The sequence below is a fragment of the Streptomyces sp. genome (genome assembly GCF_019510245.1).
Classification (GTDB): domain Bacteria; phylum Actinomycetota; class Actinomycetes; order Streptomycetales; family Streptomycetaceae; genus Streptomyces.
Map to the genome: position 1 here is coordinate 1 of NZ_JAEKKT010000041.1, position 7,701 is coordinate 7,701.

A 7,701-nucleotide genomic window follows, 5' to 3' on the forward strand; every position below is an offset into this window, starting at 1 on the left:
GGGTCTGGCTGTCCCTGACCCCCGACCCGGCAGGCGTGCCCTGCCCCCGCTGCGCCTCCATCGACACCGAGGAACTCTCACGCTTCGCCGCCACCGCCTGCACCGCTCTCCGGCGCTGCCGCGCCTGCCTGGAGCCTTTCCCGCACATCAAGGAACTCTGATGACCGACCCCGCACCGCCCGCTGCCGTACGGGCCCGCCGCCGTCCGGCTTTCCATGCTCTGCGCGTGGCTTCCGTGGAGCCGCTGTGCTCCGACGCCGCCGCCCTCACCCTCGACGTCCCGGAGCATCTGGCCGACGAGTTCGCCTTCCTCCCCGGCCAATGCCTCACCCTTCGCCGGGAGTTCGGCGGACGCGACGAGCGCCGTTCGTACTCCATCTGCGCACCGGCCGGAACACCGCCCCGCATCGGCGTGCGCGTCGTACCGGAGGGGGTCTTCTCCTCCTGGCTCGTCCACGACGTGCGTCCCGGCGACACCCTTCACGTCATGGGCCCGGCCGGCGCCTTCACTCCCGATCTCGGCGATGCCGGTCCCCTCGGCCACCATGTGCTCATCGCCGCCGGATCCGGCGTCACACCCATGCTCTCCATAGCCGCGTCCGTCCTGGGCGCGGACGAGGCCTCACGCATCACCCTGATCTACGGCAACCGGCGCACCGGCACCGTGATGTTCGCGGACGAACTCGCCGACCTGAAAGACCAGTACCCGGCCCGCTTCCAGCTCGCCCACGTCCTGTCCCGCGAGCCGCGCGAAGCCGAACTGCTCTCCGGCCGCCTCGACACCGTCCGGCTCACCGCGCTGCTCGGCGCCCTCGTCGACATCCCTGACGTCGACCACTGGTGGCTGTGCGGCCCGCACGGCATGGTTCGCGAGGCCTGCGCTGCCCTCGCCGGTCTCGGTGTCCCGGCCGACCGTGTCCACAGGGAACTGTTCCACGCGGAGGACGAACCGCCCGCCCCGTCGTCGGCGGCCGATCGTGACAGCGCGGAAGGCGGCGACCCGAAGAGCGAGATCACCGTGGTCCTCGACGGCCGGGCCACCGCGTTCTCCGCCCCGCGCGACCGGACCGTCCTCGACAGTGCCCAACAGGCGCGTCCCGATCTGCCGTTCGCGTGCAAGGGCGGTGTCTGCGGCACCTGCCGCGCCCTCGTCACCCACGGTGCCGCCGACATGCGCCGCAACTACGCGCTGGAACCCGCCGAGGTGTCCGCGGGCTACGTCCTCACCTGCCAGACCTTCGCGGTCTCCGACCGTCTCACCGTCGACTTCGACAGGTGAACATACGTATGCGATTGCGTAGTTCCACTGGTTCCTGCGGAAGGCAGCGTTGGGAGACTCGCCCCATGAGCTTCCTGACGGAGCCGTGGTGTCACGCCGGGGAGCGAACACTGTCCAGTCAACAGAGCCCAGCTGACCTTTGGAGAGTCCTCCGTTGGTTTCCAAGATTCGTGTCCTTCTGGGCATGCTCGTGCTCCTGGCGCTGGCCATCGGCGCCATCGCCCTGCTCGCGGCCGTGAAGGCCGCCGCCGTCTGGTTCACGCTCGTTCCTCTCGGCATCCTCGTCACCGGTTCAACCTTCGCCCGGTTGTCGGGATGGTTCGACAAGAAGGCCGGTGGCTGACGTTCCCGAACGGCGTACGGCCGTAGGTGGGTTGGCCTTCGGGGTTGAGCTCTGACGTGCCCGTCGGCTCCGGTCACCTGTCCCACAGGATTTCCACAAGACGGGTCACTACGGTCTTATCGGGGGATACGCTTAAGATCCCACTTATGGCTGATGATCCGCAGAATGGCGGCCTGCTCCCCGACGGTGTCCTCGTGCCGGCAGGTCGGCATGGAGCTCGGCCTGCCGAGGCCCGTCAGTTCGTACTTTCTGAGGTCGGTGGCCTCGGGCCCTTGTCCCACGGCGTGGAGGTCGGCGATCGCCGCCTGTCCGGACGGGACGTCGAAGTGGCAGCCCTGCGTGCGGCCTTGACCGGTCTGCAGGAGGGAATGGGGCGGGCGATCGCGCTGGTCGGAGAGCCGGGGTTCGGCAAAAGCACGCTGCTGTGGACGGCGGCAGCGTATGTCCGAACCATGGAGGTCGCAGTCCTCACGGCACCTGGCGGGGGCGCGGGCCCCGTGCCTGCTCCGTCCGCCGGGGCAGACGCTGAGGGCGCGGGCCGGGTGGCGGCGCACACGACCCGCTCAGCCGCCGTGCTGGCGGTGATGGACGACCTGCATCAGCTGTCCGCCGACCAGATCGAGGACCTGGAAAAGCTGATAGCGGCGACCGCGGCCGGCCCGGTGCTGTGTCTCCTGGCCTACCGGCGGAGCCGGCTTTCACCCGCGCTCGCCGCCGGCCTCTCCCGCGCGGTGTCCGCCGGCCTGCTGGAGGTCTGGGACCTTACGCCGCTGCCCCAGGAGCACACCCGGGACGTACTCGACGACCATGCGAACGCCGATGAGGGCCATCGTGAGGCCACGGGCGACATGGACCTCGATGCGGCCGTCGCCCCTCGAAGGAGCATCGATGCCGGTACGGCGATCCTGGGCGAGTTGGTCGGCCTCGATCCTGGTGCCCTGACGGCAGTCCAGGCCGCGGCGGTCCTCGGTGAGCCGTTCCACCCCGAACTGCTGGCCGCGGTCGCGGGCCTGGAGATGCCCGAGACCATGGCTGCGCTGGACACCCTCATCCGCCTGGATCTGGTGCGGCCGACGGAACCCGCGACGCAACTGGAGCTGCGGCAACAGGCAGTGCAGGAGGTCGTCTACCAGCGGCTCGAATTCAGCCGGCGCGTCGCCCTGCACCGGCGTGCCGAGCGAGTGCTGGCCGAGCAGGGGGCTCCGATCGCGCGGCGCGCCCACCATGTCGCCCGGGCCGCCGACCCGCACCGGCCCGACCACATAACGACCTTGATCGCCGCCACGCGGGGCGTGCTCTACGCCAAGCCCGCGTTGGCTGCCGAGTACCTGCATGCCGCGCTGCCGCTGCTCCGAGAAGGCCAGGCCCACTGGCACGAAGCGCAGGTCCTGCTCGCTCGCACCCGATTGCTGACCGGAAACGCTTCCGAGGGCCGGGCCCTGCTCGACGCGCTGCGGTCGGCCATGCCCGGCGGGCAGCCCATCGATGCGACCGCGCTCGCCGACTCCAGCCGGATCGAACGACGGCTCGGGCGGTACACCGAAGCCGGAGCCATCGCACGCGCCGGTCTCGCGGCGCTGGCCGACCACGACACCGCGACCGCCGCCGCCCTGCACACCGAACTGGCTGACTACGCCTACGACCTTCAGGACTACGAGACATCCCGGAACCATGCCGAGACAGCCGCGGCGATCGCGCACAGACACCATGACGACATCGGTGAGTCCTTCGCCTTGGCCCAGGCCGCCCTCGCCCACCTGTTCACAGGTGACCAGGCGACCGCGCGGGCAACGACGACCAGAGCGGCCGAACTCATCGACGTCGCCTCCGACACCACCCTCCTGACAAACCTGGAGGCAGCGTTCCAGCTGGGTATGGCAGAAGGGATGATGGGACGGCTGGTCGACGCGGAACGCCACCTCACGCGCGGCGCAGCCCTGTCGAGGAGCACGGGGCAGACGTACATCCAGCCTCAGATACTCACGGTGTTGGCGAACACCCAGCTGCGCTCGGGGAACCTGCGCCGCGCGCTGGCGACCCTGGACGAGACCGCCCGCCACATCGAGCAAGTCGGCAACCCCGCCACTGAGGCGATCATCGCGATGGTGCGGGCCGAGACCCTCTACTGGCGAGACAGCCCCGGTGACCTACAGGACGCGGTCGCGACGGCGGAACACGCCGCGGCGATCGCCGGCGACACACCGACCGCGTGGGCGGTCACCGTCCGCTGCTTCCACGCCGAATTCGTCCTGCTCACCGGCGACACGGCACGCGCCCGATCGCTCCTGCTGAACGCGGCAGGCGGAACTGACCTGCCCAGGCTCACCACATGGCGCAAACCACGCTGGTGCGACACCCTGGCACAGGCGGCGTTCGCCGACGGCGACCACGCGTCGGTCGACCACTGGGCACGACTCGCCGAGACCTGCCTCGAACAGCTTCCCTCCACCAGCCGACAGGGTTTCGCCCTGCGTGCGCGTATGCGGGCCCACGCCCTGGGCGGCGCGACGGAGCGGGCGGTGCGCAGTGCGAAGGAGGCGATCACCGCGTTTTCGGACAGCGACGAACGCCTCGAGGTCTGCCGTACGCTCCTCACGGCCGCCGAGCTGTCCCTGCACGCGGGGCGTACCCATGAGGTGGCCAACTGGCTGGACCATGCGGGAATCCTGGCGGACCAGTGCGGTTCCGCACGTCTGACCGAGGCGGTCGTCCACCAGCGCGACAGGCTCGCCGCCGCGCCCACCGTCCCTGACGCGTCGGCGTCTCTCACGGCCCGGGAACGAGAGATAGCCGACCTGGTCAGCACAGGAATGACGAACGGTCAGGTCGCCGCAACCCTGGTGCTCAGTGTGCGGACAGTCGAGACCCACCTGGGACAGGCATATCGCAAACTCGGTGTCTCGAACCGTGCGAGCCTCACCCGCATCATGCTGAACAGCCGCGCCCTCCCGCGCCACGAACCACCACCGGCGCCCGGCCGCCCGGCACGGGAGTGAGCTCGTTCACCAACTGGCCTTGCGGTGCAGCTCCCACATCATCATGATCGTCGAGGGGTCGAGCGACTGCTCGTCCCCGGAGATGTCGTCGCCGGCCGCGATGTACTGGCGTCCCTGCCAGAGCGGGATCAGACGGGCGTCGTCGACGAGGATCTGCTGGGCCTCCTCGAAGTCCTCGACGGCCTCGCCGCGATCGTCCTCGGCGCGCGCCTCGGGCAGCAGCTTGCCGGTGATCACGGGTGACAGGTAAGGCGTACCGAGGGTGTTGTGGTCGCCGACGAAGGGGGCGATGAAGTTGTCGGCGTCGGGGAAGTCGGGGAACCAACCGCGCCCGAACACCGGGTACTCGCCCTTCTGGTAACCGATGACGTAGGTCTTCCACGGCCGGCCCTTGAGGGTGATGGTGAACAGGCCCGAGCCGTCCAGTTGCCGCTTGAGCTCCTGGAACTCCTTCACGGTCTCCGAGCCGTAGCGGTCAGTCGTGTACCAGAGAGTGAGCGGGACCCGGTGGGTGATGCCGGCGTCAGCGAGGGTCCGGCGGGCCTTGGAGGTACTGGGATCGCCGTAGGTGTCGAAGTAGCCGGGGATGTGTCCGCCCAGCCCGGCCGGGACCATGGAGTAGAGCGGGTCGACGGTGCCCTGGTAGACCTTGAAGGCGATGGCGGGACGGTCCACGACCTGGGCGACGGCCTTGCGCACGGCCGGAATCCCGGCCCATCGGTCCTTGGGGTTGAACACCAGGTAGTTGATGTCGACACCGGACCCGTCGATCAGTTGCTGGTCGGAGGAGTTGTACGACTGCAGGGCGACGATGTCGGACGCGGCGAGACCGCGGTAGGTGACATCGATCGCCCCGGTCCGCAGGGCTTTGACCATCGTGGCCGAATCATGGAAGTAGCGGATGGTGACTGCGTTGTTGTGCCGGTCGGCGAAGCCCTGGTAGTCGCCGTTGCGGACGAGTTCGGCCTGCTTGCCGTCCTCGTAGGACTTGAGCGTGTACGGCCCGGAGCCGTACACCGACTTGTCCCTGCGCAGCGACCTGGCGGGGTAGTCGTCGGGGTCGACGATCGACATGGCCGGGGTGGCGAGCACGAACGGGAAGGTGGCGTCGGCCTTGTTGAGGTGGAAGACCACCTCGCGGTCGCCGAGCACCTGCACCCGGTCGAGGCTGCCGAGCAGTCCGGCCGGGCCGCCGGCCGCGTTGATGGTCCGGATCCGGTCGACGGAGTACTTGACGGCGCGTGCGTCGAGCGTCGCGCCGTCGGTGAACTTCAGGCCGTGGCGCAGTTCGCAGCGGTAGGTGCGGTTGCCGGAGTCCGTGAAGGCGCAGCTCTCGGCGGCGTCGGGTTGGGGGGTGGTGGCGCCGTTCGGGTAGGCGAGGAGCGTCTGGTAGATGTTCCGGAACAGCTCCCAGGAGCCGTCCCAGGACCCGGCCGGATCGAGGGTGCTGGGGGCGCTGGTCGTCCCGACGACGATCGGCCCGCCGGCCCCCGCGCTGCCGGAGAAAACGCCGCACCCTGCCACCAGGGACATGGCTGCGACAGCGGCCACTCTTCGCAGGACTCGGTTCTGGTTGAACACACGCACACTCCTCGATCCGCCGTCCGAATTTCGGCAGAAACGTACGGAGTGCTGCCCCGACCAGAACCATCCCGAAAGCGCGTTGTTGCCCAAATGTTCTATGCCGACGGTGTCGTCCCGGTGTGTCCGCCGCTCCCGCAGCCCCAGCGGCGGTGCGGCTCAGCCCCAGGCCCCCACCGGCACGAAGGAACTGTCCTGCCGGAACAGATCCGTCCCGGCCGTCCGCTCGACCCGGAGTTGGTAGTTGTAGTGGCGCAGGTAGTACCCGGGGTAGTTGTACGACTCCCAGCGGATCGCGCCCGAGGACGAGCCCGTGCGGGCGATGAACGTCGCGTCCTTGGCGAAGGTCGACGTGCCGTCGTTGGCGTCGAAGCGGGCACGGAAGTCCCAGTGGCGCAAATAGTTGCCGGAGGAGTCGCGGAAGGAGTAGCCGTTCGAGTCGGCGAGGCCCGCGACGACCGTGAAGGTGGCCGCCGACTTCTCGGCGGCCGTGCTGGAGGCGGTCACCACCGGGAGGTTGAGCAGGGAGGACTGCGCCTGCCAGTAGCGCGTCGAGTAGTTGGCCGACTGGAAGGACCGCGTGACGTTCTTCGCGAGCGAAGGCCCGCCGGACACCGTCTCCTTGATGACCGTGAAGTGCCGGGCGGCGCCGGAGACCACCGGCAGCGCGGTCGGGGCGGACCACGTCGCGAACGTGTCGTAGCTGTCGCTGTAGTAGTAGGTGCCGTCGCCGTAGCCGTCGAAGAAGATCCGCCAGCCGCCGTTGTCGAGCTGGATCACGGACGGGCCCTCGCGATAGCTGCCCCAGCCCGCCCAGTCGCCGGTCCGGGAGATCGTGTAGGGGCCGGTGAGCGAGGAGGCCGTCGCGTACTCGATGTACTTCGCTGTCTCGTTCTTCGTGAAGGCGTGGTACGTCGAGCCGGTCCTCACGATGTACGTGTCGATGTGGTTCGGGCCGATCCCGGACAGGGCGACCGGCGAACTCCATGCTGTCAGCGTCGAGTTCGTCGCCTTCAGCCGGTACGGCGTGAAGATCCACTCGTCACTGGTGACCGAGCAGGACACGATGACGTTCACGCTGCCGTCGCTGTCGACGAACCACTCCGGCGCCCACGCACGGGACAGGTTGGTGATCGGGACCGTGTAGTCGTACAGGAAGGTCCAGTTGGCCCGGTCGGAGCTCCGCGCGAAACCGATGGTGGTGCTGATGTCCTGCCAGGTGTGGGTCGTGTACGTCAGGTAGTAGTAGCCGTCGGTGTGCTTGAAGACGCTCGCGTCGCGGATTCTGTTGCTGGGCGGTGTGAAGGCGGAGGACTTGAGCAGCCGGAAGTCCGTGGCGTCGTCGGACTGGTAGACGTTCACGGTCCCGTCGTTGCTGTTGAGGAACGGCACGATCGTGTAGCGCGTCGCTGAACCGCTCGGCGGGGCGGCGGCGAAGGCCGCGCCGGGCAGTTCCCCCAGCAGGACGGCCGAGGCGGGCAGGGCCGCCAGCGCGCGCAGCA

General features: G+C 69.0%; 5 protein-coding genes and 1 pseudogene. 4 read left to right on the forward strand and 2 right to left on the reverse strand.

Annotated features, from left to right (window positions below):
- From JF597_RS01430 to JF597_RS01445, 4 genes and pseudogenes are all read left to right on the forward strand, one after another.
- Positions 1 to 161, forward strand: a pseudogene (locus JF597_RS01430) (phenylacetate-CoA oxygenase subunit PaaJ); the annotation flags it as partial.
- The gene (gene paaE / locus JF597_RS01435; RefSeq protein WP_293987477.1) at positions 161 to 1,279 is read left to right on the forward strand and encodes a 1,2-phenylacetyl-CoA epoxidase subunit PaaE; all 1,119 of its coding nucleotides are present in this window, start codon (positions 161 to 163) and stop codon (positions 1,277 to 1,279) included. The pseudogene JF597_RS01430 and the gene paaE, both read left to right, overlap by 1 nt.
- A gap of 184 nt (positions 1,280 to 1,463) precedes the next feature.
- A complete protein-coding gene (locus JF597_RS01440) occupies positions 1,464 to 1,622 on the forward strand; it encodes a hypothetical protein (RefSeq protein WP_256122776.1) in 159 nt (52 codons plus the stop codon).
- Between the two features lie 44 nt (positions 1,623 to 1,666).
- Complete coding sequence (locus JF597_RS01445) at positions 1,667 to 4,618, forward strand: LuxR family transcriptional regulator (RefSeq protein WP_293987481.1); 2,952 nt, start codon at positions 1,667 to 1,669, stop codon at positions 4,616 to 4,618.
- A gap of 6 nt (positions 4,619 to 4,624) precedes the next feature.
- Here the strand turns inward: JF597_RS01445 and JF597_RS01450 are convergent, their stop codons facing one another.
- Together JF597_RS01450 and JF597_RS01455 are read right to left on the reverse strand one after the other, a co-directional pair.
- Positions 4,625 to 6,199, reverse strand: coding sequence for an ABC transporter substrate-binding protein (locus tag JF597_RS01450; RefSeq protein ID WP_293987483.1), 1,575 nt, complete (start codon positions 6,197 to 6,199; stop codon positions 4,625 to 4,627).
- 159 nt (positions 6,200 to 6,358) lie between these two features.
- Positions 6,359 to 7,699, reverse strand: a complete 1,341-nt coding sequence (locus tag JF597_RS01455; RefSeq protein WP_293987486.1) for a glycoside hydrolase family 43 protein — start codon at positions 7,697 to 7,699, stop codon at positions 6,359 to 6,361.
- Between the last annotated feature and the right edge of the window lie 2 nt (positions 7,700 to 7,701).